Raw genomic sequence first — 25,179 nt, forward strand, 5'->3', positions numbered from 1 at the left:
CCCACCTCTCCCTTGACGAACCGGAGATAGTCTCCGTATTGTCCGAAGCGAAACGGAGACCACCTCCGCCGGACGAACGATCGCACCTCGGACGCCCGAGGTCCAGCGGCCCTGCGGCGCACCTCCGCCCACGCGCTCCACGAGGACCCCGATGAGCACCCATCCACACACCGAACGCCGCGACCTGCTCGCGCTCTACGTCCTGTGCCTCGGCATGCTCATGATCGTGCTCGACAGCACGATCGTGAACACCGCGCTGCCCGTCCTGAAGGACGACCTCGACTTCTCCGACAGCACCCTCACCTGGGTCCTGAACGCCTACCTCATCCCGTTCGGTGGCCTGCTGATGCTGTCGGGTCGCATCGGTGACCTGATCGGTCAACGCCGCATGTTCCTCTGGGGCATGTCGCTCTTCACGCTCGCCTCCCTGCTCTGCGGGCTGGCGCAGAGCCAGGAGGTCCTCATCGCCGCGCGCTTCCTGCAGGGCGTCGGCGGCGCCCTCGGCTCGTCGGTGATCCTCGGGATGATCATCACGATGTTCCAGGAGCCCCGGGCGCAGGGCAAGGCGATCGGCGTCTACGCCTTCGTCGCGACCGCCGGCGGCTCGTTGGGGCTGCTGCTCGGCGGCCTGCTGACCGACGTCCTGTCGTGGCACTGGATCTTCTTCGTCAATCTGCCCGTCGGCGTGGCGACCGTCCTGCTGGCCACCCGCCTCGTCCCGCACCGTCCCGGGTTGGGGCTGCGCGACCACCGGGTCGACGTCACCGGCGGCGTCCTGCTCACCGCCGGCCTGATGATCGCCGTCTACGCCATCGTCGGAGCCGAGCGCGAGGGCTGGGGCTCGTCCTCGACCCTCGGGTTCGGAGCGGTGGCCCTCGTGCTGGTCGCGGGCTTCGTCCTGCGTCAGGCCCGCACCGCCCATCCGCTGGTTCCGCTGCGGATCTTCCGCTCCCGCGACGTGACGGGCGCGAACCTGATCGTGCTCGGGCTGCTCGCCGGGGTGTTCGCGGTCTTCTTCTTCGGCGCCCGCTACACCGGCGAGATCCTTGGCTACAGCCCCTTCGCGATCGGCCTCGCGTTCCTGCCGCTCACCGTCGTCAACGGCACGGTCTCCACCAAGCTCGCCCAGCCCGCGAAGGAGCGCTTCGGGGCGCGCGTCGCCCTGATCGGCGGCCTCCTGTGCGTCGCGGCCGGCGCCCTCCTCCTCACGCAGACCCCGGTCGACGGCAGCTACGTCGCGAACCTGATGCCCGCGATGCTGCTCGTCGGCTTCGGTGCGGGCATGAGCTTCCCGTCGATCATGGGCCTCGCGATGTCGAGCTCGACCGCACAGGACTCCGGGGTGGCCTCCGGTCTCATCAACACCTCCCAGCAGATCGGCGGGGCCGTGGCCCTCTCGGTCCTCGCCACGTTCGCCGCGGACCGCACGGCGTCGGAGCTCGCGGGCAGCGCGAACGCGACGGACGCCCTGAACTCGGGCTTCCACGTCGCGTACGTCATCGCCGCGGGCATCGTGCTGGCCGCCGCTCTTGTCGCCGCGTTCGTCGTCCAGGACGAGCCCGACGCGGCGCCCGCGACCGACGCCCGTCCCCGCAAGAAGGCCCACTCCCATGCCTGACCTGTTCGACCCGATCCGCCTCGGCCCGGCCACCCTCGCGAACCGGATCGCGATGGCCCCGATGACCCGCGGGCGCCGCCCCGACGAGCGCGCCGACGCCATGACGGCCCGGTACTACGGCCAGCGGGCGACCGCGGGGCTCATCGTCACCGAGGGGACCACGGTGTCCGAGCAGGCCCGGGGTGGCGTCTCCGTCCCGGGGATCTGGACCCCGGAGCAGACCGCCGGTTGGCGCCTCGTGACGGAGCGGGTGCACGCCGAGGGCGGACACGTCTTCGCGCAGCTCTGGCACGTCGGCCGGTTGTCGCACGCGGCGCTGCAGCCCGGTGGCGGTTCGCCGGTCAGCTCGTCCGCGACACCGCTCGCGGACGACCCGGACAACCGCGTGTTCGCGACCCTCGAGGACGGCGTGCCCGGGTTCGTCCGGGCCACCCCGCCGCGCGCGCTCGAGCTCGCCGAGATCGCCGACGTCGTCGGGGACTTCGCCGCGGCGGCGCGCAACGCGATCGACGCGGGATTCGACGGCGTCGAGATCCACGGTGCCAACGGGTATCTCGTGGAGCAGTTCCTGAACCCGAACATCAACCGGCGCGAGGACCGCTACGGCGGCTCGATCGAGAACCGCAGCCGCCTCGCGATCGAGCTCGTCGACGCGGTCGCCGCGGCCGTCGGCGCCGACAGGGTCGGCATCCGGCTCTCGCCGTTCGGCCGCGGCTTCGACAACGCCGCGTACGCCGAGACCGTCGACACCTACCTGCTGCTCGCGCGCGAGCTCCAGGAGCGGGGCGTCGTCTACGTCCACCTCAACGACCAGCGACCGGACGGGGAGCGCATCGACGAGGGGTTCCTGCGCGCGTTCCGGTCGATCTACAGCGGCGTCCTGCTTCTCGCGGGCGGCCTCGACAAGACCGAGGCCACCGACCTCATCGCTCGCGACCTCATCGACGTCGCCGCGTTCGGCAGGCACTTCATCGCCAACCCCGACCTCGTGCGGCGACTCGCCGCCGACCACCCGCTCGCGGAGCCCGACGTCGCCACGTTCTACGGCGGCGGCGACGCGGGCTACGTCGACTACCCGCCCGCCGAGCGCGACGCCGACGCCGCCCGCCCGTAGGTCGGACGCACCCGCCTGCCGCCCGAGGCCGGTGCGCTCAGACGATCGTCAGCCCACCGTCGACCACGTACCCGGCACCGTGCACGAAGTCCGCCTCGTCGCTCGCCAGGAACGCGATGACCTTGGCCACGTCCTCGGGACCCGCGATCCGACCGGCGGGGACGCCCTCGTACACCGGGACGGCGGGGCTCTCGGGCCCCAGGAGCGCGGCGGTCATCGGGGTGCGGATCGCACCCGGCAGCACGGCGTTGACCCGGATGCCCTGCGGTCCGAGCTCGATGGCCAGCGACTTGGTCATGCCGTGGACGGCGTGCTTCGAGGTGGTGTAGGAGACACCGCCCGCGTTGCCGATCACCGCAGCGACCGAGGAGAGGTTGACGACCGCGGCCTTCCCGCCGGCCGCGAGGAGCATCGGCAGCAGCGCCTTCGTCACGAGGAACGTGCCGGTCACGTTGATGCGCAGCACCCGGTCGAGGTCGTCGCCGGTGGAGTCGGCGAAGGGCTGCCCGTTGTCGAAGACCCCCGCGTTGTTGACGAGGATGTCGACCGCGTCGTGCTGCTCGCCGATCGTCGCGACGAACGCGTCGATCGACGCGGGATCGCCGATGTCGCCCGAGAGGGCGCCGGCGGTCCCGCCCTCGCCCGAGATCAGCTGCGCGGTCTCCTCGGCCCCGGCCTCGTCGATGTCGACGACCACGACGGTCGCCCCCTCGCGGGCGAGCAGCAGCGCCGTCTCCCGGCCGATCCCGGATCCACCGCCGGTGACCACGGCGACCTTGCCCTTCACGCGATCCGTCACGGGTCAGTCCTTCTCGAGGTCGATGGTGATCTTGCCGAAGTGCTTGCCGGCCACGAGGTGGCCGAGTGCGTCACCGATCTCGGAGAACGCGAACGACCGGTCGATGACGGGCTTGACGTCGACGGTCGAGAGGAACTCGACGAACTGCTCCTGGTGCGCATGGCTCGCACAGGCGAGGGGCCGGAGCCGCTGCTGCTTGTACATCAGGGCGGGGAGGAAGATCGTGGCGTCCATGCCCGTCAGGAGTCCGACGAGCACGATGTGGCCGCCGTAGCGGCAGGCCGCGATCGACTGCCCGATCGTGTCCGGCCCGCCGACCTCGACGACGAGGTCCACGCCCCCCTCGGTCAGGTCCCGGACGGTGTCGCCCCAGGTCTCGTCGGTGCGGTAGTTGACGACGTGGTCGGCACCGAGGTCGCGCAGCTTCTGCGCCTTCTCGTCCGACGACGTCGTCGCGTAGACGGTCGCGCCGGTGGCCTTCGCGAACTGGAGCGCGAAGATCGACACGCCGCCACTGCCCTGCACCAGCACCGACTGCCCGGGCTGGAGGTCCGCGATGTCGTAGAGCGCCCGCCAGGCGCTGACCCCGGCGCACGGGAGCGTCGCCGCCTCCTGGAAGGACCAGCCCTCGGGCATGCGCGTCACCCACCCCTCGGGCAGGACGCTCACCTCGGCCGCGCACCCGTCCACGGAGTCGCCGAGGACCCGCGTGGTCGTCTCGAGGGTGGGCTCGCCGTCGATCCAGTCCGGGAAGAACGTGCTCATCACGTGGTCGCCGGGCTTCCAGGCCGTGACGCCGTCACCGACCTCCAGGACCTCGCCGGCGCCGTCGGACACTGGGATGCGCCCGCCGTCCGCCGGCATCAGGCCCGCGGCGACGGCGTAGTCGTGGAAGTTCAGGGACAGCGCGCGCCAGCGGACCTTGATCTGTCCGGGCCCGACCGACGGCTCCTCGCCGGTCTCGACGACGAGGGACTCGAGTGTCGGCGGTGCGCCGACGCGCGCAATGGCGACGGTCATCAGATGCGCCTCGATCCGGTCCGCGGAGTGCGATGAACGACCGCGCGCCGGTGCTCGTCTGCGGTGTGGTGCTGCATGGGTGCTCCCTCTCGTGGTGCTTCGTGACGCTCAGTGCGCGCTGTACCCGCCGTCGACCGGGATCGACGCGCCCGTGACGAACGACGAGCGGTCCGACCCCAGCCAGACCACGGCGTCGGCGATCTCGCGGGACTCCCCGATGCGGCCGATCAGGTGCTTCGGGGTCAGGCTCTCGATGAAGCCCGGGTGCAGGCGCCCCGCCTCCTCGACCATCGGGGTGTTGATGACGCCGGGACAGACCGCGTTGACGCGGATCCCCCGGGACGAGTAGTCGTTGGCCGCCGCCTTCGTCAGCCCGATCACCCCGTGCTTCGAGGTGATGTACGCGCTCTGCTGCGTGAGCGACATCAGACCGGCCACGGAGGCGCAGTTGATGATCGATCCCCCGCCCTGGGCCAGCATCTGCGGGAGCTGGGCCTTCATGCTCAGGAAGACGCCGATGAGGTTGACCGCGATCACGCGCTCGAAGCGCTCGACCGGCATGTCGGCGACGTCGAGGCCACCGTCGTCGATGCCCGCGTTGTTGAACGCGACGTCGAGGCGTCCGAACGCCTCGACCGCCGCCGCGACCGCCCGCTCGTTCGAGGCCAGGTCGGTGACGTCGTTCTGCACGAAGATCGCGTCGCCGCCGGCACCGAGCTCGTCGAGCGTCGCGCGGCCCGTCTCCTCCGACAGCTCCGAGACGACGACGCGGGCGCCGTCCTCGAGCAGCGCGCGCACCGTCACCCGCCCGATGCCGCCGCCGGCGCCCGTCACGATCGCGACCTTGCCGTCCAACAATCCTGTCATCGCTGTTCCCTTCGCCTGGTGGTGGTGATTCGGTGAGCGCGCCCGTGCATCCGCACCTGCGCAGGGCCCGGTGGCCCCGCGAAGGGCCGGGCCGCTCGGCCCTCAGATACGTTCGATGAGCGCAGCCATGCCCAGGCCGCCGGCGACGCACATCGACTCGATGCCGTAGCGGCCGTCTTTGGCCTCCAGGCCGTTGATCAACGTCGTCATGATGCGCGCGCCGGTCATGCCGAAGGGGTGGCCGAGGGCGATCGCGCCGCCGAACGGGTTGAGCTGCTCCGCGTCGATCCCCAGCTCGTCCATGCACGGCACGATCTGCGCGGCGAACGCCTCGTTGATCTCGACGATGTCGACGTCCTCGATCTTCATGCCGGTGGCTGCGAGGAGCTTCTGGATCGCGGGGATCGGGCCGACGCCCATGATTTCCGGACGCAGCGCCGCGACCGACGTCGCGATGATCCGCGCGCGCGGCGTCAGACCGAGCTTCTCGGCCTTCTCGGCGCTCATGATCAGCGTCGCCGCCGCACCGTCGTTCAACGGGCACGCGTTGCCCGCCGTGACCGTGCCGTTCTCCGGGTCGAACACCGGCTTCAGACCCGCGAGCTTCTCGACCGTCGTCCCCGGACGCGGCCCGTCGTCCTGCGAGACGACCGTGCCGTCCTCCAGGGTGAACGGCACGATCTCCTTCTCGAAGTGCCCCGAGTCCCGCGCCGCGACCGCACGCTGCTGGCTCTTCGCCGCCCACGCGTCCTGCGCCTCGCGGGAGACCTTCCACTGCTTCGCGACGTTCTCCGCCGTCAGGCCCATCGGGATGTACACGTCGCAGAGCGCGCCGTCGGAGCCGTCCAGCTTCGGGTTCCGCTCCCACGGCGTCTCGGTCTGGTACCGCGAGACGGCTTCGACGCCGGCGGCGATGAACTGCTCGCCCTCCCCCGCCCTGATCGCATGGAACGCGGTGCGGATCGTGTGCAACGACGACGCACAGAACCGGTTCGTCGTCGCACCCGGAACCTCGAACGGCAGCCCCGCCAACAGCGACGCCGTCCGCGCGATGTTCTGGCCATGCTCACCGTCGCCGGCCGCCGCACCCATCAGAACGTCGACGGTCTCCGCGAAGTCCACCCCCGGGTTGCGCTCGATCAGCGCCCGGATCGGCGCTGCCGCCAGCTCGTCCGCGCGGACGTCCTTCAGCGACCCCTTCACCGCACGCCCGATGGGCGTACGGACGGCATCGACGATCACAGCTTCAGGCACGGTGCTCTCCTCGTGGTCGGCGCCGGAGCGATGTCCCCGGCGCCGTCAGTGTCGGTGTCGATCTACTGCAGCCCGGCGAGGACCCGCCGGGCGTCGGCCATGACGCCGGGCACGTACTCGGCGACGTGGATCAGATCCTTGATGCCGGAGGCCACCTGGCCCATCGGCAGGATGCCGCCGTCGATGTCGCCGTCGCGCTGCGCGGAGATCAGGCGCTGGTCCTTCCACTGCGTGACCGCGTCGACGTCCGCGAACGCACCGGTCTCCTCGAGCTCGGCGAGCTCGGCGAGCCCCGGCGTGCGGAGGGCCCGCGACGGCCCGTAGACGGCCTTGAAGACGACGTCGTCGCCCTCACCCGCCTCGACGACGGCTTTCGCGTAGGCCTCGTTCCAGTCCGGGTTGTCGTGGCTGGCGACGAAGCGCGTGCCCATCGCCACCGCGTCGGCGCCGAGGGCGAACGCCGCGGCGACCGTCCGGCCGTCGCGGATGCCGCCGGCCAGCACGACCGGGATGTCGACCGCCTCGGTGACGTTCGGGCCGAGGACGATCGTGTGGACGGGACGCGAGTGGGTGTGGCCCCCCGCCTCGTAGCCCGACGCGATGATCGCGTCGACGCCGTCGGATTGCGCGCGGAGCGCCTGCCGGGTGCCACCGACCTTGTGCAGGTGGACGAGCCCGCTGCCCTCGATGATCGGCCGGACCACCGACGGCGCACCCGCGGAGGTCGTGATGACCTTCAGCCGCTTCGCGATCTCCGGATCGGCGCGGGCGTCGACGACGGCCTGCACGTAGGCCGCGCTGAACGGCAGGACCTTGCCCGACGAGTCCGCACCGACCGGCACGTTCACGGCGAACGGCTTGTCGGTCATGGTGCAGGCTTCCTCGATGTACCCGCGCAGCACGCGGGCCCCGTCGAGGTCGGTCATGCCCGGCATGCTCACCGTACCGAGGCCGCCGGCGTTCGAGACCGCGGCGGCCAGGTGCACGAGCCGGTACGGCCCGAGCCCCTCCTGGACGACGGGATGCTCGATGCCGACGAGCTCGGTGAAGCGGGTGCTCAGGCTCACGACGCGGTCCACTTCGGGGCGCGCTTCTCGCGGAACGCCAGCGGCCCCTCCTGGGCGTCGTCGGAGAGGTAGACGTGCTCCCAGAGCTCGTCGGCCGCCTCGTAGCCCTCCATCAGCCCGAGCGACGCGGACTGGTAGACCATCTTCTTGCCGGCGCGAACGGACAGCGGGGCGTTCTTGGCGATCGCCTTGGCCATCTCCTCGGCCGCGTCCAGCAGCTCGGCGTGCGGGACGACCCGGTTGACCAGGCCCACCTGGTAGGCCCGCTCGCACGAGATCGGCTGCGCCGTGGTCAGGAGCTCGAGCGCGACGCGCGGCCCGACGATCCACGCCAGCGGCGACGCCCACGGGGCCCCGCGGCCGACCTTCGGCTCGGAGATCGCGTACGTCGCATGGTCGGCGGAGATCACGAGGTCGCACATCTGCGCGATCCGGAACCCGCCCGCGAACGCGTGGCCGTTGACGGCGGCGATCGTCGGCTTGTCGGTCTTCAGGTCGGTGATGAAGTCCAGGAACAGGTTCTTCGGCGGGACGCCCATCTTGTCCTGGGACATCTCCTTCAGGTCCGCCCCGGCGCAGAACGCCTTGTCCCCGGCTCCCGTGACGACGAGGACCGCCGCGTCGTCGTCCGCCGCGAACGACTCGGCGGCGTCGCGGAACGCGTCACGCATCGCCTTGTTCAGCGCGTTGCGGGCCTCCGGGCGATCGATGGTGAGCCACGCGATCCCGTCGCGGACCTCGTACTTGATGTGTTCGGACACGTGTTGCTCCTCTTCGGGGATCAGATGCGCAGCACGCCACCGGGCGTGCGGGTGATGGGTGCGTTCAGGGCGGCCTCGAACGCCAGGCCGAGGACGGCGCGCGTGTCGGTCGGGTCGATGAGCCCGTCGTCGCGCAGCTCGGAGGTCAGGTGGTACGGGTGCGACGTGCGCTCGAAGTAGTCGCCGACGTCGTCCCGGATCCGCGCGACCTCCTCGTCGGTCGGCTCGCGCTGCTCCTCGCGCTTGAGGTTCGCGATGCGGACCTGCGTCAGCACGTTGACCGCCTGCTCGGCACCCATGATCGACGACCGGGAGTTGGGCCACGCGAAGACGAACCGCGGGTCCCAGGCCGGGCCGGCCATCGCATAGTTGCCCGCACCCTGCGAGGCGTTGACGTAGACCGAGATCTTCGGCACCGTCACGTTCGCCTGGACCATGAGCATCTTCGCGCCGTTCTTCGTGATGCCGCCCCGCTCGTACTCCAGGCCGACCATGAAGCCGGTGATGTTGTGCAGGAACAGCAGCGGCACGCCGTCGCGGTCGCAGAGCTGCATGAACTGCGACGCCTTGTTGGCGGCCTCGGAGAACAGCACCCCGTTGTTGCCGAGGATCCCGATCTTCATGCCCATGAGGTAGGCCCAGCCGGTCACCATCGTGTCGCCGTAGTCCGGCTTGAACTCCACGAAGCGCGAACCGTCGACGATGCGGGCGATGACTTCGCGGACGTCGAACTGCTTCTTGATGTCGTCCGGGACGATCCCGTAGAGCTCGTCGGGGTCGTAGAACGGCTCCTCGATCTCGCGCCGGTCGACGTCGGTCTTGGTCTGCTTGGGCCAGGTGCCGACGATCTCGCGGCAGAGCGCGAGGCCCTCACGTTCGTCGTCGACCGCATAGTCGGAGGTGCCGGAGACCCCGGCGTGCATGTCGGCGCCGCCGAGCTCCTCGTTCGTGACGTCCTCGCCCGTGGCGGCCTTCACCAACGGCGGGCCGGCGAGGAAGACGAAGCCGGTGTCACGGACGATGATCGACTGGTCGCACAGCGTGGGCAGGTACGCCCCGCCGGCGGTGGCCGGTCCGAGCGTGAGCGCCAGGGTCGGGATGCCTTCAGCGCTCAGGCGGCAGAGGCTGTAGTAGATGTGGCCGCCGGCCGCGTAGATCTCATCGCCCAGCGGCAGGAACGCGCCGCCGGAGTCGACGAGGTTGAGCACCGGCAGGCGGTTTCTCAGGGCGATCTTCAGCGCGCGGACGATCTTGTGGACCGACAGCGGGTACCACGAGCCGCCCTTCAGCGACGAGTCGCCGGCGGTGATCATGACCTCACGGCCGTTGATGATCCCGATCCCCGTCACGACGAGCCCCTGCGGGGCGTCGCCGTTGTACGCATCCATGGCGGCGAGCGGGGAGAGCTCCAGGAAGGGCGTCCCGGGGTCCAGGAGCAGCTCCAACCGCTGGCGGACCGTGAGCTTGCCGCGCTCCTCGAGGCGCTTCAGCGACCGCTCGGGGCGGTCGTACCGCGCAGCGTCCAGATGCTTCTTCAGGTCGGCGGCGAGGCCCAGGTTGGCCTCGCGGTTCGTCCGGAACTGGTCGGACGTTGTGTCGACGTTCGACACCAGGCGTCGCATCAGGCGATCTCCTCTTCCTCTGCGGCTTCTTCGTCTTCTGCGACGAGCGAGACCAGGGCGGCGCCCTTCTCGAACGACTCGCCGACCTGCAGGTGCACGCGCTCGACGACGCCCGCGCGCGAAGCGGTGATCTCGCTCTGCATCTTCATGCTCTCGATGACGAGGAGCACCTGGCGGTCCTGGACCTCGTCGCCGTCGGCGACGCTCACGGTCACGACCGTCCCGGGGGTGGGTGCGACGACGGTGTCCTCGCCCCCGGCCTCGCGCGCCTTGCGCTCCTCCGGGTCGACGACCGGGACGGCGTGCGCCCGGCCGAAGGCGTGCACGTAGACCGTGTCGCCGTCGACGACGTACCAGATCCGTTCGCTGCGGTCGCCGACCTGCAGGTCGGCGCCGGCGGGTCCGTCCCGCAGCGCGGCGTCCTGCGCGACGCCGTCGATCCAGACCGTTGCGCTGCCATCCGCCTTGCGGACGACCTGGATCTCGTTCTCACCGATGCGGATCATGCGCGCCACCCCCCGAGGGCGGAATGGACGGTCGACAGCGTGTGCCGCTCGTCGAACCAGGGACTTGCGAGGGCTGCTGCGCAGATGAGCGCGCGCTCCTCGTCGACCTCCAGAGGAGGCGTAGCGAGCTCGTCCTCGTAGAGCGCCAGGAAGCCGGTGTGGGTGGCCCCCGAGATGAAGTCCCGGTGGCCGACGATGCGCTCGAGGTAGGCGGTGTTCGTCGTCAGGCCGAGGAGGACGGTCTCGCGCAGCGCCTTCCGGATCTTCGCGATCGCCTCGGTCCGGTCGGCCCCGAAGCCGACGACCTTGGCGATCATCGGGTCGAACGCCGCGCCGACGACCTGTCCGCTCTGCACGCCGTGGTCGACGCGGACGCCCTCGCCGGACGGGAAGTGCACGAGGTGCAGCGTCCCGGTCTCCGGCGCGAAGTCCTCGTCGGGGTTCTCCGCGTAGACGCGACACTCGATCGCGCTGCCGGTGATCGAGATCGCGTCCTGGTCGTACCCGAGCTCCTCGCCCCGCGCGATGCGGAGCTGCTCGGAGACGATGTCGATGCCCGTGACCAGCTCGGTGACCGGATGCTCGACCTGCAGGCGGGTGTTCATCTCGAGGAAGTACGCCTCGCCCTGCTCGTCCATCACGAGCTCGACCGTGCCGGCGGAGGCGTATCCGACCGTCTGCGCGAGGGATACGGCCTGCGCGCCGATTCGCTGACGGGTCTCCTCGTCCACGACCGGCGACGGTGCCTCCTCCACCACCTTCTGGTAGCGGCGCTGGATCGAGCACTCGCGCTCGCCCAGGTGGACGGCGGCACCGTGCTGGTCGGCGAGGACCTGCACCTCGATGTGGCGCGGTCGCTCGACGAAGCGCTCGACGAAGACGCGACCGTCGCCGAAGGACGCCCGGGCCTCGTTCGAGGCGCTGGTGAACGCGTCGATGCACTCGGCGCGGTCGTGCGCGATGCGCATGCCCTTGCCGCCCCCGCCTGCGCTCGCCTTCAGGAGCACCGGGTAGCCGATCTTCTCCGCCCACTCGACGGCGTCGTCGACGTCGGCGAGCGCGCCCGGCGATCCGGGGAGGATCGGCACCCCGGCCTCCTCGGCCAGGCGCTTGGCCTCGATCTTGTCGCCCATCGACCGGATCGCGTCCGGCTTCGGGCCGACCCAGATCAGTCCGGCGTCGATGACGGCCTGCGCGAAGTCGCCGTTCTCGGCGAGGAACCCGAAGCCGGGGTGGACCGCGTCGGCCTCGGAGCTCTTCGCGGCCGCGATGATCTGCTCGACGTCGAGGTAGGCCGAGACGGGCGGCGAGCCATGGAGCTCGACGGCCTTGTCGGCGAGCTTGACGGCCAGCGACTCCGCGTCGGCCTCGTGGTACACGACCACACCAGTCAGGCCCTCGCGGTGGAGCGTCTTCAGGATGCGGACGGCGATCTCGCCGCGGTTGGCGATCAGGACGGACTTCATGCCGGTGCTCCCGGGCCGAGGAGGTCGCTCAGTTCGTGCGGGACGACGACGGGGATCCCGAGCAGCTGCGCGGCGAACGACTTGCCCTGTGCGTCGTAGCGCAGCGTCGAGGTGCCGCCGGTGCCCCCGAGGACGTCGTCGAGGAGGAAGTTGAACGCCGAGATGCCCGGGAGCTCCCAGGCGTCGATCTTCTGGCCGCCGAGCAGGTGCTCGAAGGCGGAGGCCACCCGTTCGGTGCTGACCTGCGCGCGGATCAGCTCCACGAACTCGGGGCGTCGCGCGATCAGACCGATGTTGGCCTTGTTCCCCTTGTCGCCGCTGCGCCCGTACGCGATCCGCCGCAGCGGGACGACGGTGCCGCGCGTCGGCTTCTCGGGCGGTCCGCTCGCGGTCGTCGGAGACGGCTCGGGACGGTCGACCTCGCCCGGCGCGACGTCGATCGACGTCGACTGGTCGCCCACCACGACGGTCACCGGGACCGCGGCCTTGCTCGTCAGCAGGTGGTAGACCGCGAACACCGGGGCGACACGCGGACGACCGGCATAGGCACCGGACATGCCCATCGCGACGAGGGCGATGGCCGCGGACTCGCGGGCGAACACCTCGAGCGCCGGCTTCTCCTTGTGCCGCAGACCGACCTTCAGGACGGCCTCGCCGACGTCTGCGGTGGCGTAGCTGCCGCCGATCAGGTCGCCCCCGCCGACGACCTCGATCGAGACGTGACTCAGCGGCTCGAGGCCGGCCTCGGCGTTCAGCCGCTCCGTCCGGCTCACCATCGCCTCGCCGGCGCGCCGGGCGCGGGCCGCGGCGTCGAGACCGGCGAACATCCACGTGGCCATCACGCGGTAGCCGTCGTTGTACGTCGCCGTGACCTTGTAGGTCGTCGTCGGCGGGGTGCCCTTCGCCCCCGAGACGGCGACGCGGTCCGGGCCGGCCTGCTCGAGGGAGATGTTCCGCCAGTCGCAGACGACGTCCGGGGTGATGTAGTTCCCGGGGTCGCCGATCTCGTAGACGACCTGCTCGCCGACGGTGGCGGGTGTCACGAGCCCGCCGGTCCCCTCCGGCTTCGTGATGATCGCGGTGCCGTCGGCCTTGATCTCCGCCACGGGGTAGCCCATGTCGTCCCAGCCCGGGACGGCCCACCAGTCGGTGTGGAGGCCGCCCATTCCCTGGGGTCCGCACTCGACGAGGTGCCCGACGAGCGTGCCGCCGGAGAGCAGGTCGTAGTCGGTGGCCGTCCACCCGAACTCGTGGATCAACGGGCCGAGAACGACCGCGGCGTCGACGCACCGGCCGGTCACCACGATGTCGGCACCGTCGGCGAGCGCGCGCGCGATCGGGAACGCCCCCAGGTAGGCGTTCATCGACGAGAGCTCGGCGGGGATCTCCTCGTCGGTGAAGAGGTCGCGCGGGTGGTCGGCGAGGAACCGCTCCTTCTCCGGCAGCAGGTCGTCGCCGTGGACGGCCGCGACGCGGAGCCCGGCGCCGGCCTCGTCGACCGCGGCCTGCAGCGCCGTCGCCATCGCCACGGCGTTCAGCGCTCCGGCGTTCGTCACGACCTTGATGCCGCGCTCTGCGATCGTCGGCAGGAGCTCGGTCAGGGCGGACACGGCGTCACCGACGAACCCGGCCTCCGGGTCCTTCGCGCGCGCTCGTGCGAGGAGCGCCATCGTCACCTCGGCGAGGTGATCGCCAACGAGGTAGTCGATGTCTGGGACCTGCAGGACCTGCCGCGCCGCATGCGGTGTGTCCCCCCAGAACGCTGCCCAACTACCGATCCGAACCTGACTCTTCACGCGGGTCTCCTCTCGACTCTGAGCGCATGCTACCGGTCGTTTGGTACCCGTGGAGATTTCGTGCACGAAGTGAGCGCATTCGCCCGCTGGCGCTGGCGATGGTCAGTCCGGGGGTCGAAGCACCGCGCCGAGGGTGAGTGCGGCGTAGACCTCGCCGACGCGTTCGACGGAGGCGCTGCCGGAGGCGCGGAACCACTCGGGGGTGGCCTCGACGCCGCCGAGGACGAAGCGCATCGCGTGGTCGACGTCGAGGTCCGCGTCCGTCGCCCCGGCATCGACGCACGCCTCGATGAGCGAGCGCACGTACGCCTCGTAGCGCCCGCGGTATTCGCGGATGATCTCCCGGCCGTCCCCGGCCACGAACCGCCATTCCCGTTGCAGGACGGTGGCTCGTGCGACGTCGCGCAGGTACCAGTCGATCTGGGCCCGGACGAAGGTCCGGAGGCGCTCGACGGGTTCGACGTCGAGTTTCTCGACGTCCTCGATCATCTGCTCGGTCTCGTCTCCGGCGGCGGTGAAGACGTTCTCGAGCAGCTCGTCCTTCGACGAGACGTAGTGGTAGAGCGAGCCCTTCAGGACCCCGACGGCCTTGGCGATGTCCTGCATCGATGCGCCGGCGAAGCCCTTGTCGCAGAAGACGCCGATCGCGGCGGCCAGCAGCTCGTCGCGACGATCGCGGCGGCCGCTCTTCGCGACGGTCGCCGCGGCTCTGCGCTTTCCCGTCGGCGGGGTCACGCGGGGATCCTCGTCCTGCGGATCATGTTCACCGCGAACTGCGCCGTGTCCCGGGCGACGGACTCCGCCGAGTCCCCCGCGGCGTGCCGGAACCAGTCCGGGGTCGCGTTCACGGCACCGAGGATGTAGAAGCTCGCGAACCGCGTGTCGAGCGGCTCGTCGGCACCGGTTTCGCGGCGGCACTCCTCGACGAGACCTCGGAGGTACCTGTCGTACCCGCGGCGCCGCTCGGTGATGAGGCGCTTCCTCTCAGGATCCTGCACCGAACGCCACTCGCGGAAGAAGACGTTGAGCAGCCGTTCGTCCTCGAGGTACGAGAGCACGTGTCGGCGCAGGTACTCGTAGAGCCGCTCGAGGGGCGGCAGGCCGAGCGCCTCGACCTGGCGCACGAGGGCCTCGCTCTGCTCGTGTGCGATGTCGAGGATCGCGAACAGCAGGTCCTCCTTCGAGCTGACGTGCTTGTACACGCTCGGCTTCCGGATGCCCGCGGCGTCCGCGATCTCCTGCACGGACGTCGCGGCGAACCCTTTGCGGGAAAAGACCTCGACGGCGGCGGCGATCAGGGCGTCGCGTCTTGACGGTTCCTCGGCCATCCGCGCAACGCTACCCCCTCGGTGCGGCGGACGACGGTGAACGCCCGGGGAACCCTCCGGTTCGCGGTCCTCAGGTCGACGGGGGGCTGAGGTCGGTGAGGCCTCCGTGGATCTCGAGCACCTGGCCGGTCACGTAGCCGGCGTCGGCGCTGCAGAGGTAGGCGACCGCCGCGGCGACGTCGTCGGGAACGCCCATCCGCCCGATCGGAACCTTCGCTCTGAGGGCGTCGTAGATCTCGGGCGACAGGGCGTCGGTCAGCATGCGGGTGGCGATGATCCCCGGCGCCACGGCGTTGACGGTGACCGCGTACGGGGCCCACTCGACGGCCATGGCCTTCGTCAGTCCGACGACGCCGGCTTTCGCCGAGGCGTAGTTCGCGCCGCCCGGCGCGCCGTGGACCCCGGCGACCGAGCTGACGTTGACGACCCGGCGGCCGGCCCGCGGCTCGCCACGGAACCATGGTGCGACGGCCCGCATCCCGTTGAACGACCCGCGCAGGACCACGTCGACGACCAGGCCGAAGTCCTCGTCGCTCATGCGGTGCAGGAAGCCACTGCGGGTCAGGCCGGCGTTGTTCACGAGGATGGTCGGCGGACCGAGCTCGTCCGCCCCGTCGCGGACGACGGACGCGAAGGCCTCGGGATCGGCGACGTCCAGGCTCGCCGCGAGCGCGACGTGCCCCTCGTCCGTCAGGCGCGCCGCCGTGCGCTCGGCCTCCTCGCCGTCGAGGTCGGTCACGAGGACCCGCACCCCGTCGGCGGCGAGCCGGCCCGCGATCGCGGCGCCGATCCCGCGGGCGGCGCCGGTGACGATCGCGACCGGGACGTCCCCGCCGCCGGCCTCCACGCCCTCGGGAGGCGCTGCCGCGTCGTCGGCCGGCGGGCCCTCCGGCGGCGTCACCGCGTGGCCGCGCGGAGCGCGCCGATGGTCGTCACGCCGTCGGCTTCGCGCACGAGCAGACCCTCGACCTCGTCGCGCAGCGCAGCGTTCATCTTGGTGCGCTTCGCCGCCGTGCGCGGGATCTCGTCGACCCGGGCGTAGAGCCGCGGACGCTTCCAGCGCTCGATGCGCGCGACGCACCACGCGTCGAGCTCGTCGCGGATCGCGGCCTCGTCGACGTCGTCCTCGAAGACGACGAACGCCGCGGGGACGGTCCCGAACCGCTCGTGCTCGACGCCGACGCTGCCGGTGTCCTTGACCTTCGGGTGCGCGAGCAGGCACTCGTCGATCTCGAGCAGCGAGAGCTTCTCGCCGCCGGTGAGAATGAGGTCGTCCGTGCGCCCGCGGATGTAGAGCCAGCCGTCCTGGTCGCGGTAGGCGTTGTCGCGCGTGTGCAGGAAGCCCTCCTCGTCGGTGGCGTCCGCGGTGCGCTCGGGGTCGTTGAAGTACCCCGGGGTCACGACCTCGCCGCGGATGCAGACCTCACCCTCGACGTCCCCGCCCTCGAGGGTCTCGCCCGTGACCGGGTCCGCGAGCTTGAGCTCGCAGAAGTCGCGGTCGGGACGGCCCGACGACAGCGGAGGGAGCCCCTGCTCCTCCCCGTAGTACAGGGAGACGCCGCTGACGATCGACATCGACTCGGTCATGCCGTACAGCGTGCCGACCTGCGCGCCCTTGGCACGGAGCCCGTCGAAGACGTCCTGCGGGACCGGCTCGCCGGCCACGTGCGTCTTCAGTCCGTCCAGGTCGAGATCGGCCCACCCGGGGTGGGCCATGAGGTCGCGGACCATCGTGGGGACGATGTGGAAGATCGAGTTGACGCCGCGCGCCCGGAGCAGGTCGACGACCCGGCCGGCGTCCCAGCCGTCGCTCCACACGATCGTGCCGCCGAGGAACACGAAGCGGATGCAGTCGATGATCCCGCCGCTGTGGAACATGCTGACGACGGAGAGGTTCCGCGTCCGACTCGAGAGGCCGGCGTGGAGCACCGACGCCATCGCGGACGGCCCGAGGCTGCCGTGGGGCATCACGACGCCCTTGGACGCCCCCGACGTGCCGGCCGTGAAGTTCACCGCGGCGGCGTCGGTGCCGGCACGCGAGACGATCTTTCGCTCGGCGGAGACGCCCGAGCACCGCTCGCGCAGCTCCTCCGTGGTGAGGACGAGCCCCAGGGTGGGGCACGACGACCGGAGGTGCTCCGCGATGCCCGTGTAGTCCGGACTCGCGATCAGCACCTTCGCGCCGCAGCGCTCGACGTCCGCGACGAGCTTCTCCTTCGTCGCCCGGCGGTTCAGGCCGCTGAAGACGCCGCCGATGCGCATGGCCGCGTAGAACGTCGCGACGTGCAGGTGGTCGTCGGGCATGAGCGTGACCACGACGTCGTCCCACCCCACACCCGCCTCGTCCGCCAGGACGTTGGAGATGCGGCCGGACAGGTCGCGCAGCTCGCTGTACGTGACGCTCGGGCCGCCGCCGTCGACGACCGCTTCCTTGTCGGGGTGCTCCCACGATGCCTTCTCCAGGAACCAGGTGAGGTTCACGGCGACTCCTTCTCGGTGATCTTCGCTGAAACACGACCGCGGGGCCGGGGCGTCGGCCCCGGCCCCGCGGCGGATGATGTGGAGCGGGCCGCCTAGGCGGTCCGGCGCTCCTGACGGGTGCGCTCGGTCGCCTCGAGGTCGAGGACCAGGCCCTCCGGATCGCGGTCCGGATCGCCGCTGACGACGACGCCGTACTGCTCCAGGGCACCGCCGATCGTCGAGTAGCCGTCGCGGACGTCGTTCTTCACGCGCTCGGGGTCGCGGTCGAGGGGGTCGCCCCAGCCGCCGCCGCCGTTCGTGATGTACCGCCACATGGCGTCCGGCTGCGTCTGCCAGACCGGGTTGCGGGCGAAGTAGAAGAACTCACCGTTCTCCGGGTCCAGCACATGGGTCTCGGGGTCCATGAGCCCCCCGACGGGCGTCGCATCCCGGTAGGCGGCCTCGTCGACACCGAGCAGTTTCTGCTTCCCGGCGACGTCGAACTGCTCCTTCTCGATCTTCCAGACGCCTCCGACCGAGCCTTCCCCGCCGCCGTTGACGCCCACGCCGCTGGAGTGACGCATGTGCAGCGGCATGACGTAGTGGTCCGCGGCCGTCCGCCAGAGCGAGTCGCGCCGGACGGCGTGCCCGCCGCGGTTCGCGCCCGGTCCGGCCGTGTCCGGGACGTACTCCTTGCGCAGCATCACCATCGGCGCGTCCGTCTCGGCGGCTTCGGTCGGCGGATCGAACGAGTTCGCGTAGAACGGCACGTTGTAGCCGTCGCCGTCACCGTGCCGGGAGCCGCCCCACGGTCCGTGCTCGCCGCCGGCGACCGCCTGGGAGCCCCAGGGCGTGCCGTCGGGCGTCAGGCCGTTGGCGTTGTGCAGGCAGAGGGAACCGAAATCCGCGCCGACCGCCTCAACGCCGAGCGCCTTCTGCATGGCGCGGAACATGGCGGTGATCAGCGGAGCCGTGGTCTCCCAGTACAGGAAGATCGCGCTGTCCGGCGGCATCGCGCTGACCATCGTGCCCGGCGGTATGACGATGTCGAGGTGTCGGTAGCTGCCGGTGTTGTAGTGGCTGCGTCGATCGATCAGCAGGCGCAGCGCGAGCCCGATCATCGTCTTCGCGTCGAGGAACCCACCGTTGATCGAGCCGAGCGCCTGGCGGGACGTCCCCGACAGGTCGACCTCGCAACGCCCACCGCGCTTGTTCACGCGGAGCTTGATCGTGTACTCCTCCGGGTTCACCCCGTCGGCGTCGATCGTGTCCTCGCCGTGGTAGATCCCGTCCGGGACGCCCTGCAGCGCGGTCTGCATGGTCTCGGCCGCGCCGTCGACGGCAAAGCGCAGGGCACCGATGAGCGCGTCGCGCCCGTAGCGCTCGAGCGTCTCCTCCATTAGCCGGGCCGCGAGCAGCAGGCTCTGATGGATGGTCATGAGGTCGGACAGGATGATCCCGCCGGCCCGGACGTTGTCGAGGAAGATGCTGAAGGTCGACTTGACCGGCACGCCCTCGCGGAACAGCAGGATGGGCGGGAGCACCAGCCCGTTCTCGTAGATGTTGGCCTTCGTGCCCGAGAAGCCGTACGGCACCGTGCCGCCCATGTCCATCTGGTGCGCCTGGATCGACGCGAAGCAGCTGAGCTTCCCCTCGTGGAAGATCGGCATCGTGAACAGCGTGTCGTTGACGTGCGAGCCGATCCGGTTGGGGTCGTTGCACATCAGGACGTCGCCCGGCTTCAGGTCCTCCGGGCCGAACTCCTCGACGGCGTTGCGCACGCCGTCGGCCATCAGGCCGGTGAAGACCGCCACGCTCTGCGAGGCCACGGCCATCGCGTAGTCCTCCTCGGGCGGCCCCGAGAGCGTCGCCGCGAAGTCGTACCAGTCGCGGATGATCGGGGAGAACGCCCTGGTCACGAGGCCGGTCGACATGTGCCCGACGGCGTACCTGCACCGGCTCGCGAGCACCGTGGCGGTGAGGCGGTCGGTGTTGTAGCGCTCCTTGAACTCGTCCTCGCCGAGATCGCGCAGCGCCTTGACGGTGGTGGACGTGGTGCTCATGCGGCCCTCCTGATCAGGATCTCGCTGCGGCTGCCGACGGTGGCCGTCTGACCGGCGCGCAGGAACGTGGTGGACGTGGTCTCGCGGATGATCGCGGGACCCTCGATGACGTCGCCGGCGCGCAGGTCGTCGCGGGAGTAGACCGCGGCCTCCGTCTCGTCCGGGTTCAGGTACTTCAGCGGCACGGTCTTGATCGGCGACAGCGTCGTGCCCTCGTCCCGTGCCGGGAGCTCGGGGTACTGGACCTTGTCGATCGCGACCGTCGCGTGGACGCGGTACGTGACGCCCTGCACCGGGATCGGATCGAACCGATGGCCGGCGCGCTGCTCGTAGTTCGTGTGGAACGCCTCGATCAGCTCCGCGACATCGATCTCACCCCTCCCGACAGGGATGAACGGGGTCTCCCAGCTCTGCCCGTAGAGTCGGCCGTCGAAGCTCCGGACGAACTCCGCACCCTCGGCCCGGTCGCCCATCTGCTCGCGCAGCGACGCCTCCATCGACTGGTACACCTCTTCGATGCTGGGACCGGCATCGGGGGTGAGCACCGTGTAGGCGCTCCGACTGGCGGAGTACACCTGGTCGGCGGAGAGCAGACCGAGGGCCGAGAACACGCCGGGATGCGGCGGGATCATGACCTGCTCGACGTGCACGAGGTCGAGCACGGCCGGGAGCAGCATGCCGCCGGCCGCGCCGAACGCGACGAGGGTGAAGTCGCGGGGATCGAGGCCGTACTTGACCGAGATGTTGGTCAGGCCCTCGGCGATGTTGTTCAGGCCGACCTCGTACGCGCTCTTGACGCGCTCCTCGAACGGGAGCACCGAGTCGAGACTCTCGAACGCCTTCTTCGAGAGCGCGGGATCGAGGCTCATGCGACCACCGGCGAAGCCGTCGGGATCGATGATCCCCATGAGCATGCAGGTGTCCGTCGTGGTCGGCAGGACGCCACCACGGCCGTAGCACGCCGGGCCGGGCTCGGAGCCCGCGCTCTCAGGTCCGACAGTGAGCTCGCCGCTCGGGCCGATGGCGACGATGCTGCCGCCGCCGGCGCCGATGCTCGTGATCTCCGTCGAGAGCGCGTTGACGAGCAGCTCGTGCTCGAGCTCGAAGGTCGTGTTGATGAACGGCTCGCCGTCCTGGACGACGGAGAGATCGCAGGACGTGCCGCCGATGTCGGCGCACAGCAGGTTGCCGAGGCCCATGGGCTCGCCGAAGTACGCGCTGGAGACCGTGCCGGCGGCCGGACCGGCGAAGACGATCTTGAACGGCGTCTTCATCGCCACCTCGACGGGGCTGAGGCGCGCCATGCAGTCCGCGAGGTTCAGCTGTCCCTTGAAGCCCTCGGCCCGGAGCCCGTCGTCGAGCTTCCGCGCGTAATCCGTGTAGATCAGCTTCATGAAGACGTCGACGATCGTCGTCGACGCACGGGTGTACTCCTTCGCCAGCGGCGAGACCTCCGAGGAGATCGAGACCGGGACGTCGCCCAGGACCTCGCGGGCGAGCTCGGCCAGACGGACCTCGTGCTTGCCGTCGACGTAGGCATTGATGAGGCAGATCGCCACGCCCTGGACGCCGCAGCGCTTGAGGACCTCGAGCTCGGCACGGGCCTGGTCCTCGTCCAGCGGGATCAGCGTGCCACCGTCGGCGGTGAGGCGCTCCGCGATGCCCCGGCGCAGGTACCGCGGCACGAGCGGCTTGTTGACGTCACCCCACGGGCGCGTCCACGTCGGGTCGGTCAGCGCCTCCTGCGGACGCCACGCGCGACCCATGTCCGGGATGTCCCGGTGCCCCTCGGTGGTGAGGAACCCGATCTTCGGGAGGCGCCGCGTGATGACGGCGTTCAGGCCGTGCGTGCTGGCGTGGTTGAACACCGGGGCGTTCTCGACCCCGAGCTCGACGGCGCCCGCGATCACCCCCTTGTGGGTCTCCCCGACGTTCGTCGCGACCTTCGCGACCGTGATCACGCCGTTCTGCACGGACACGACGTCCGTGAAGGTGCCTCCAACATCGACTCCGAGCACGGGGTCAGCCCTTCGATCCGGGGATGAGCGACGAGTACACCTGGACGGGTCCGAGCAGCGGGCCCTTGGTCCGCTCCACGGAGCACAGGCACTCCTGGCACTTGACGACGTCGAACCAGCCGCCTTCGCTCAGCACGGGGTACCGCTGCAGTGCGGACGCACCGCACTCCGGACAGGTGCCGTCGACCGTCTCGCGTTCGACTGCGAGCGTCTTCTCTGTGGGGCGCGGGTAGATCACGCGGACTCCTCTTTCCTTCGGACGAACGCGAAGCTACCAAACGACTGGTTCCGTTGGGTAGATCTTTTTTCGTCCCCGCTCCTACCGGGCCGCCTTCAGCCCGGAGAGCGTGGTGATCCCGTCGGCGTCCTTGATCACGTGGCCCTCGAGATAGCGCTTGAGGACCGGGGTCATCTTCGTCTGCTTCGCGGTCCTGGGAAGCTCGTCGATCAACGCGTAGAGGCGCGGGCGCTTCCATCGCTCGAGGCGCTCCAGGCACCACGCGTCGAGGATGTCCCGGGCCTCCTCCTCGCCCACCGAGGTCTTCATGACCACGAACGCGGCCGGTACCTCGCCGAACCGCTCGTGGTCGGCGCCGACGACGCCGGCGTCGTGCACGTCGGGGTGCGAGAGGAGGATCTCGTCGATCTCCAGCAGCGAGAGCTTCTCACCGCCGGTGTTGATGATGTCGTCCGTGCGCCCACGGATGTAGAGCCAGCCGTCCTGGTCGCGGTAGGCGTTGTCCCTCGTGTGCAGATAGCCCTCGTCGTCGAACGAGGCCGCCGTGCGCTCGGGGTCGTTGAAGTACCCCGGCGTCACGACGTCGCCGCGGATGCAGATCTCGCCCTCGACGTCTCCGCCCTCGAGGGTCTCCCCCGTCACCGGGTCGGCGAGCTTGACCTCGCAGAACGTCTTGCTCGGCTTGCCCGACGCCAGGTCTGGCGGGTCCTCGTCGCCGTAGTAGAGCGACGTGGCCAGGACGCAGACCGGCATGGTCTCGGTCATGCCGTACATGCGGCCGATGCGCACGCCCTTCTTCTCGAGCGCTGCGCTGACGTCCGGCGGGATCGGCTCGCCCGAGACGTGGGTGTGCAGCCCGTCGAGGTCCAGCCCGGGCCAGTCGGGGTGCCGCAGCAGGTCCCGGACCATCGTCGGGATGATGTAGTACATCCAGTTGGGCTTGTGCTCCCGGATGATCCGGACGACGCGGTCGACGTCCCACCCGTCGGTCCACAGGATCGTGCCACCGACCATCGCGTTGCGGATGCAGTCCGCGATGCCCCCGGAGTGGAACATCGAGATCAGCGACACGTTCTTGGCGTCGCTCCTCATGCCGGTGAGGAAGATCGAGTTCCAGCAGGAGACGCCGAGCTTGCCGTGCGTGTACATGACGCCCTTGGACGTGCCGCTCGTGCCGCTCGTGAAGTTGATCGCGGCGAGGTCGGCCTCGGCGCGGGCGACGACGCGGAACTCGTCGGAGGCGGCGTCGAGCAGCTCGCCGATGTTCGGGTAGCGCGGATGCTCGCCCTCGGTCACGTAGATGCGGCGGATCGACGGCTGGTCCTCGAGCAGCTCCGCCTGCGGCAGGAACTCGGGCGAGACGATGAGGATGCTCGCCTGCGAGCGCTCCACGTCGTGGACGAACTTCTCCGGCAGGTTCCGGCGGTTCAGGCCGGTGAACGCCCCGCCCGCGCGGATCGCCGCGTAGAAGATCGCCATGTGGCGATGGTCGTCGTGGAGGATCGTCGCGACGACGTCGTCCTCCTTCAGCCCCGCGTCATCCACCAGCACGTTCGAGAGCCGGTTCGACAGCGCACGGAGCTCGGTGTAGGTCGCCGAGGTCCCGTTCCCGTTCACCACCGCGGTCTTGTCAGGGTGCTCCCACCACGCACGTTCGAGCCACCAACCAAGGTTCATCCGGTCATCTCCTCGTTGCCTTCGACGTAACCAACCGTATGGTAGCCTGATCACCGTGTCCAGCGTCACAGACAGGGTCGCACTCGTGACAGGCGCCGGAGGAGGAATCGGCCGCGCAACCGTCGAGCGTCTCGTGGCGGGCGGGGCGTCGGTCGTGGCGACCGACCTGGAGGCCCCGGCCGGGTTCGACGCTCACGGCGAGCACGTCGTCGCGATCGCCGCCGACGTGCGGTCCCGGCCCTCGCTCGACGCCGCGGTCGACCGGGCGCGCGAGCGGTTCGGCCGACTCGACATCGTCTCGGCGAACGCCGGGGTCTTCACGGCGATCGGGAAGACGTGGGAGGTGCCCGAGGAGGACTTCTCTCGGGTGCTCGACATCAACCTCACCGGGACCTTCCGCACGATCCAGGCGGCCGTGCCCGCGATCCTCGAGGGCGGTCGCGGCGGCTCGATCGTGCTGACCAGCTCGGTCGCCGCGATGGTCGGCGTCCGTCGCACGGCCGCCTACGCGGTCTCGAAGCACGGACTGTCCGGACTGACGAAGGTCCTCGCGAACGACCTCGGAGCGGACGGCGTGCGGGTGAACTCCGTGCACCCGACGATGGTCGCCACGGACATGGTGCACTCGGACGAGATGCTGCGGCGATTGGTGCCCGGAGTCGAGGATCCGCAGGTGGAGGACCTCGAGAGGCTGCAGCGCGGGAGCCACGTCCTGCAGGTCCCGTGGGTGCAGGCCCTCGACGTCGCCGAGGCCATCCACTTCCTCTGCACCGACGCGGCGCGGCACCTCACCGGCGTCGAACTCCCGGTCGACGCCGGGTACCTCGTCAAGACCTGAGTCGACGCGCTCGGAGGATCGGACGTCGCCGAAGGCGATCGGTGAGCCCGATGCTCAGCTCGCGCGGGGTACGGGACGTCCGGTGAGCGCCCGGATCGAGAGATCGGTGTAGACCGCGGCCACCTGACGTGGCGAGTCGCGACCGCCGCGTCGAAACCACTCCGGAGTGGCTTCGAGCGCCCCCAGGACGAGACGGAGCACGTTCTCGGGGTCGATGGCGACAGGTGATCCGTGCTCGTCGGTGGCCTCGCGGACGAGATCGCAGAGGAACAGCTCGTAGTCGCGCCGGTGCGCGGTCACGCGGGTGCGGAGATCACCTTCCAGGAACCGGAACTCGCGAAAGAGGACCGAAGCGTGCTCGACGTGCTCGAGATACCAGGTCGTCTGCGACTCCAGGAACGCCCGTAGGCGCTCGACGGGCGGGGCCTCCAGCCCGCCCACCTCGGCGATGCGCGCCTCCGACGTCTGAAGCGCGGCATCGAAGATCCAGTCGAGGAGATCGTCCTTGGACGAGATGTAGTGGTAGAGGGATCCCTTGAGCACCCCGACCTCTGACGCGATGTCCCCGATCGACGCCGCGGCGAAGCCCTTCTCGCAGAACACACCGATCGCGGCCCCGAGCAGGTCCTCGCGGCGGTCCCGCCGCTCGCGTCGCGCGGTCGCCACG

Annotated in this window: 22 protein-coding genes; 3 read left to right on the forward strand and 19 right to left on the reverse strand. The window is 70.3% G+C overall.

Going from position 1 to position 25,179, the window contains the following annotated elements; genetic code table 11:
* Positions 1 to 151: 151 nt before the first annotated feature.
* Positions 152 to 1,618, forward strand: coding sequence for an MFS transporter (locus PATMI_RS31805; RefSeq protein ID WP_084270099.1), 1,467 nt, complete (start codon positions 152 to 154; stop codon positions 1,616 to 1,618).
* Positions 1,611 to 2,732 (forward strand): alkene reductase, encoded by a 1,122-nt coding sequence (locus tag PATMI_RS0119550; protein ID WP_051472063.1) that lies wholly within the window; start codon positions 1,611 to 1,613, stop codon positions 2,730 to 2,732. The genes PATMI_RS31805 and PATMI_RS0119550 overlap by 8 nt, the downstream gene beginning before the upstream one ends.
* 37 nt (positions 2,733 to 2,769) lie before the next feature.
* Here the strand turns inward: PATMI_RS0119550 and PATMI_RS0119555 are convergent, their stop codons facing one another.
* The 18 genes from PATMI_RS0119555 to PATMI_RS0119640 all read right to left on the reverse strand — a co-directional run bounded on the left by PATMI_RS0119555 (position 2,770) and on the right by PATMI_RS0119640 (position 23,674).
* On the reverse strand, positions 2,770 to 3,531 hold the full coding sequence (locus tag PATMI_RS0119555) for an SDR family NAD(P)-dependent oxidoreductase (protein ID WP_026912099.1): 762 nt from the start codon (positions 3,529 to 3,531) through the stop codon (positions 2,770 to 2,772).
* 3 nt (positions 3,532 to 3,534) lie between these two features.
* Positions 3,535 to 4,551 (reverse strand): zinc-dependent alcohol dehydrogenase family protein, encoded by a 1,017-nt coding sequence (locus tag PATMI_RS0119560; RefSeq protein WP_051472064.1) that lies wholly within the window; start codon positions 4,549 to 4,551, stop codon positions 3,535 to 3,537.
* 108 nt (positions 4,552 to 4,659) lie between these two features.
* Positions 4,660 to 5,418 (reverse strand): SDR family NAD(P)-dependent oxidoreductase, encoded by a 759-nt coding sequence (locus PATMI_RS0119565; RefSeq protein ID WP_026912101.1) that lies wholly within the window; start codon positions 5,416 to 5,418, stop codon positions 4,660 to 4,662.
* Between the two features lie 102 nt (positions 5,419 to 5,520).
* Positions 5,521 to 6,672, reverse strand: coding sequence for an acetyl-CoA C-acyltransferase (locus tag PATMI_RS0119570; RefSeq protein ID WP_026912102.1), 1,152 nt, complete (start codon positions 6,670 to 6,672; stop codon positions 5,521 to 5,523).
* Between the two features lie 62 nt (positions 6,673 to 6,734).
* Positions 6,735 to 7,739, reverse strand: coding sequence for an NAD(P)H-dependent flavin oxidoreductase (locus PATMI_RS0119575; RefSeq protein WP_051472414.1), 1,005 nt, complete (start codon positions 7,737 to 7,739; stop codon positions 6,735 to 6,737).
* Positions 7,736 to 8,500 carry an enoyl-CoA hydratase/isomerase family protein gene (locus tag PATMI_RS0119580; RefSeq protein ID WP_026912104.1) on the reverse strand — a complete coding sequence of 255 codons (765 nt, stop codon included), beginning with the start codon at positions 8,498 to 8,500 and terminating at the stop codon, positions 7,736 to 7,738. Before PATMI_RS0119580 ends, PATMI_RS0119575 begins: the two co-directional genes overlap by 4 nt.
* A 20-nt stretch (positions 8,501 to 8,520) precedes the next feature.
* A complete protein-coding gene (locus PATMI_RS0119585; protein ID WP_026912105.1) occupies positions 8,521 to 10,122 on the reverse strand; it encodes an acyl-CoA carboxylase subunit beta in 1,602 nt (533 codons plus the stop codon).
* Complete coding sequence (locus tag PATMI_RS31810) at positions 10,122 to 10,628, reverse strand: acyl-CoA carboxylase biotin carboxyl carrier protein subunit (RefSeq protein WP_036729114.1); 507 nt, start codon at positions 10,626 to 10,628, stop codon at positions 10,122 to 10,124. Before PATMI_RS31810 ends, PATMI_RS0119585 begins: the two co-directional genes overlap by 1 nt.
* Complete coding sequence (locus tag PATMI_RS0119595) at positions 10,625 to 12,094, reverse strand: acetyl-CoA carboxylase biotin carboxylase subunit (RefSeq protein WP_026912106.1); 1,470 nt, start codon at positions 12,092 to 12,094, stop codon at positions 10,625 to 10,627. Before PATMI_RS0119595 ends, PATMI_RS31810 begins: the two co-directional genes overlap by 4 nt.
* Positions 12,091 to 13,890, reverse strand: coding sequence for an acyclic terpene utilization AtuA family protein (locus PATMI_RS0119600; protein ID WP_026912107.1), 1,800 nt, complete (start codon positions 13,888 to 13,890; stop codon positions 12,091 to 12,093). Before PATMI_RS0119600 ends, PATMI_RS0119595 begins: the two co-directional genes overlap by 4 nt.
* A gap of 102 nt (positions 13,891 to 13,992) precedes the next feature.
* Positions 13,993 to 14,625 (reverse strand): TetR/AcrR family transcriptional regulator, encoded by a 633-nt coding sequence (locus tag PATMI_RS0119605; RefSeq protein WP_026912108.1) that lies wholly within the window; start codon positions 14,623 to 14,625, stop codon positions 13,993 to 13,995.
* Positions 14,622 to 15,218, reverse strand: a complete 597-nt coding sequence (locus PATMI_RS0119610; protein ID WP_026912109.1) for a TetR/AcrR family transcriptional regulator — start codon at positions 15,216 to 15,218, stop codon at positions 14,622 to 14,624. Before PATMI_RS0119610 ends, PATMI_RS0119605 begins: the two co-directional genes overlap by 4 nt.
* Before the next feature lie 70 nt (positions 15,219 to 15,288).
* The gene (locus PATMI_RS0119615; RefSeq protein WP_211241764.1) at positions 15,289 to 16,119 is read right to left on the reverse strand and encodes a glucose 1-dehydrogenase; all 831 of its coding nucleotides are present in this window, start codon (positions 16,117 to 16,119) and stop codon (positions 15,289 to 15,291) included.
* Positions 16,116 to 17,699 carry a class I adenylate-forming enzyme family protein gene (locus PATMI_RS0119620; RefSeq protein WP_026912111.1) on the reverse strand — a complete coding sequence of 528 codons (1,584 nt, stop codon included), beginning with the start codon at positions 17,697 to 17,699 and terminating at the stop codon, positions 16,116 to 16,118. The genes PATMI_RS0119615 and PATMI_RS0119620 overlap by 4 nt, the downstream gene beginning before the upstream one ends.
* Positions 17,700 to 17,791: 92 nt before the next feature.
* A complete protein-coding gene (locus PATMI_RS0119625; RefSeq protein ID WP_026912112.1) occupies positions 17,792 to 19,741 on the reverse strand; it encodes a hydantoinase B/oxoprolinase family protein in 1,950 nt (649 codons plus the stop codon).
* Complete coding sequence (locus PATMI_RS0119630; protein ID WP_026912113.1) at positions 19,738 to 21,759, reverse strand: hydantoinase/oxoprolinase family protein; 2,022 nt, start codon at positions 21,757 to 21,759, stop codon at positions 19,738 to 19,740. Before PATMI_RS0119630 ends, PATMI_RS0119625 begins: the two co-directional genes overlap by 4 nt.
* 4 nt (positions 21,760 to 21,763) lie before the next feature.
* A complete protein-coding gene (locus PATMI_RS0119635; protein ID WP_026912114.1) occupies positions 21,764 to 21,997 on the reverse strand; it encodes a hypothetical protein in 234 nt (77 codons plus the stop codon).
* A gap of 81 nt (positions 21,998 to 22,078) precedes the next feature.
* Positions 22,079 to 23,674 (reverse strand): class I adenylate-forming enzyme family protein, encoded by a 1,596-nt coding sequence (locus PATMI_RS0119640; RefSeq protein WP_084270102.1) that lies wholly within the window; start codon positions 23,672 to 23,674, stop codon positions 22,079 to 22,081.
* A gap of 55 nt (positions 23,675 to 23,729) precedes the next feature.
* On the opposite strand from PATMI_RS0119640, the gene PATMI_RS0119645 reads away from it, so the two are divergent.
* A complete protein-coding gene (locus PATMI_RS0119645) occupies positions 23,730 to 24,512 on the forward strand; it encodes an SDR family oxidoreductase (protein ID WP_036726161.1) in 783 nt (260 codons plus the stop codon).
* A gap of 54 nt (positions 24,513 to 24,566) precedes the next feature.
* On the opposite strand, the gene PATMI_RS0119650 is transcribed toward PATMI_RS0119645, so the two are convergent.
* Positions 24,567 to 25,178, reverse strand: a complete 612-nt coding sequence (locus PATMI_RS0119650) for a TetR/AcrR family transcriptional regulator (protein WP_026912117.1) — start codon at positions 25,176 to 25,178, stop codon at positions 24,567 to 24,569.
* Position 25,179 lies beyond the last annotated feature (1 nt).

Origin of the sequence: Patulibacter minatonensis DSM 18081, from assembly GCF_000519325.1 — a bacterium.
Lineage (GTDB): Bacteria > Actinomycetota > Thermoleophilia > Solirubrobacterales > Solirubrobacteraceae > Patulibacter > Patulibacter minatonensis.

Excerpts from the sequence above, each read along its gene's own strand:
- PATMI_RS31805 (WP_084270099.1), top strand. The coding sequence starts at position 152 with ATGAGCACCCATCCACACACCGAACGCCGCGACCTGCTCGCGCTCTAC.
- PATMI_RS0119550 (WP_051472063.1), top strand. The coding sequence starts at position 1,611 with ATGCCTGACCTGTTCGACCCGATCCGCCTCGGCCCGGCCACCCTCGCG.
- PATMI_RS0119560 (WP_051472064.1), bottom strand. The coding sequence starts at position 4,551 with ATGACCGTCGCCATTGCGCGCGTCGGCGCACCGCCGACACTCGAGTCC.
- PATMI_RS0119565 (WP_026912101.1), bottom strand. The coding sequence starts at position 5,418 with ATGACAGGATTGTTGGACGGCAAGGTCGCGATCGTGACGGGCGCCGGC.
- PATMI_RS0119585 (WP_026912105.1), bottom strand. The coding sequence starts at position 10,122 with ATGCGACGCCTGGTGTCGAACGTCGACACAACGTCCGACCAGTTCCGG.
- PATMI_RS31810 (WP_036729114.1), bottom strand. The coding sequence starts at position 10,628 with ATGATCCGCATCGGTGAGAACGAGATCCAGGTCGTCCGCAAGGCGGAT.
- PATMI_RS0119595 (WP_026912106.1), bottom strand. The coding sequence starts at position 12,094 with ATGAAGTCCGTCCTGATCGCCAACCGCGGCGAGATCGCCGTCCGCATC.
- PATMI_RS0119610 (WP_026912109.1), bottom strand. The coding sequence starts at position 15,218 with ATGGCCGAGGAACCGTCAAGACGCGACGCCCTGATCGCCGCCGCCGTC.
- PATMI_RS0119625 (WP_026912112.1), bottom strand. The coding sequence starts at position 19,741 with ATGAGCACCACGTCCACCACCGTCAAGGCGCTGCGCGATCTCGGCGAG.
- PATMI_RS0119640 (WP_084270102.1), bottom strand. The coding sequence starts at position 23,674 with ATGAACCTTGGTTGGTGGCTCGAACGTGCGTGGTGGGAGCACCCTGAC.